The following is a 1,533-nucleotide window of genomic DNA, read 5'->3' as shown; positions in this document are numbered from 1 at the left end:
GACCTGCCCGAAGCCGAGTCGATCACGCTCCGCGCGCCGGCGGCGCTGGGCGAGGTGGACGTCGATCGGGAGTCGATCGAGCGCCTCGTGAGCGAGGACGTGCGGAACCGCCCGGTCGCACCGGGCGATCGGCTCCACCTCGAACGGCTCTCGGAGATCGCGTTCACCGTCGACGAGGCCGACCCCGACGGGCGCGTCCGCGTCACCGACGACACCGACGTCCGACTGGTGATCGAGGGCGATTCCGTCGAGTCGGGCCACTCCGGCGGCGTCGGACAGACTGGGGGGACGGGTGGAGTGTCGACGACCGGGGTCGACGAGGCACCCGGGGGCACGAGCGACGACGCCTCCGGTGCCGCTGACGTGACCGGGAGCGGCGCCACCGGTACGGGCGTCAGCTACGAGGACATCGGTGGGCTTGACGAGGAACTGGACCTCGTCCGAGAGACGGTCGAACTCCCGCTGTCGAACCCCGAACTGTTCGCGCGGCTGGGGATCGACCCGCCGAAGGGGGTGCTGCTGCACGGCCCGCCCGGGACGGGGAAGACGCTGATCGCGAAAGCCGTCGCCAACGAGGTCGACGCGACGTTCATCAGCATCTCCGGCCCCGAGATCATGAGCAAGTACAAAGGCGAGAGCGAGGAGCGCGTCCGGGAGGTGTTCGAGGCCGCACAGGACGACGCCCCGGCGATCATCTTCTTCGACGAGATCGACTCCGTCGCGCCCAAACGCGAGGCCGGCGGCGACGTGGAGCGCCGCGTGGTGGCCCAACTCCTCTCGCTGATGGACGGCCTGAACGCCCGGGGCGAGGTGGTCGTGATCGGCGCGACCAACCGCGTCGACGAGATCGACCCCGCACTCAGGCGTGGCGGCCGGTTCGACCGCGAGATCGAGATCGGCGTCCCCGGGGAGGCGGGACGCCGCGAGGTGCTGCAGGTCCACACGCGCAACATGCCGCTGGCCGACGACGTCCGGATCGACCGGCTCGCCGAGCGTACCCACGGTTTCACCGGCGCGGACCTCGCGTCGGTGGCGAAGGAGGCGGCGATGTCGGCGCTCCGGCGCGCGCGCCGGGAGGGGACCGAAACCGCCGATAGCGAGCCTGAAACCGCCGTCGCGGCCGCCGACCTCACCGTCACCCGGTCGGACTTCGAGTCGGCGCTGGCGGCGGTCGAACCCAGCGCGATGCGGGAGTACGTCGCGGAGTCGCCGGAGGTCGGCTTCGACGACGTTGGCGGGCTGGAGGAGGCGAAAGAGACGCTCGAACGTGCAGTCGCGTGGCCGCTCTCCTACGGCCCGCTGTTCGACGCGGTCGAGGCGTCACCGCCGACGGGGGTGTTGCTCCACGGCCCGCCCGGGACGGGGAAGACGCTGATCGCGAAAGCGATTGCCGGCGAGAGCGGCGTGAACTTCCTCGAAGTCGCCGGGCCGGAGCTGCTCGACCGCTACGTCGGCGAGAGCGAGAAGGCGGTCCGTGAGCTGTTCGAGCGCGCGAGACAGGCCGCGCCGGCGGTCGTCTTCTTCGACGAGATC

Annotated in this window: 1 protein-coding gene; it reads left to right on the top strand. The window is 71.2% G+C overall.

Translation table 11 applies throughout. The annotated features are described in order from the left end of the window. Positions 1-1,533: AAA family ATPase (locus tag ACFR9S_RS04340; RefSeq protein WP_379818133.1), on the top strand; the 1,533-nt coding region annotated here is incomplete at both ends.

Source organism: Halolamina salina (genome assembly GCF_042678005.1).
GTDB classification, from domain to species: Archaea; Halobacteriota; Halobacteria; order Halobacteriales; family Haloferacaceae; genus Halolamina; species Halolamina salina.
Note: the sequence above shows the minus strand (reverse complement) of the source record. Positions and strands in the feature narration are given on the sequence as shown.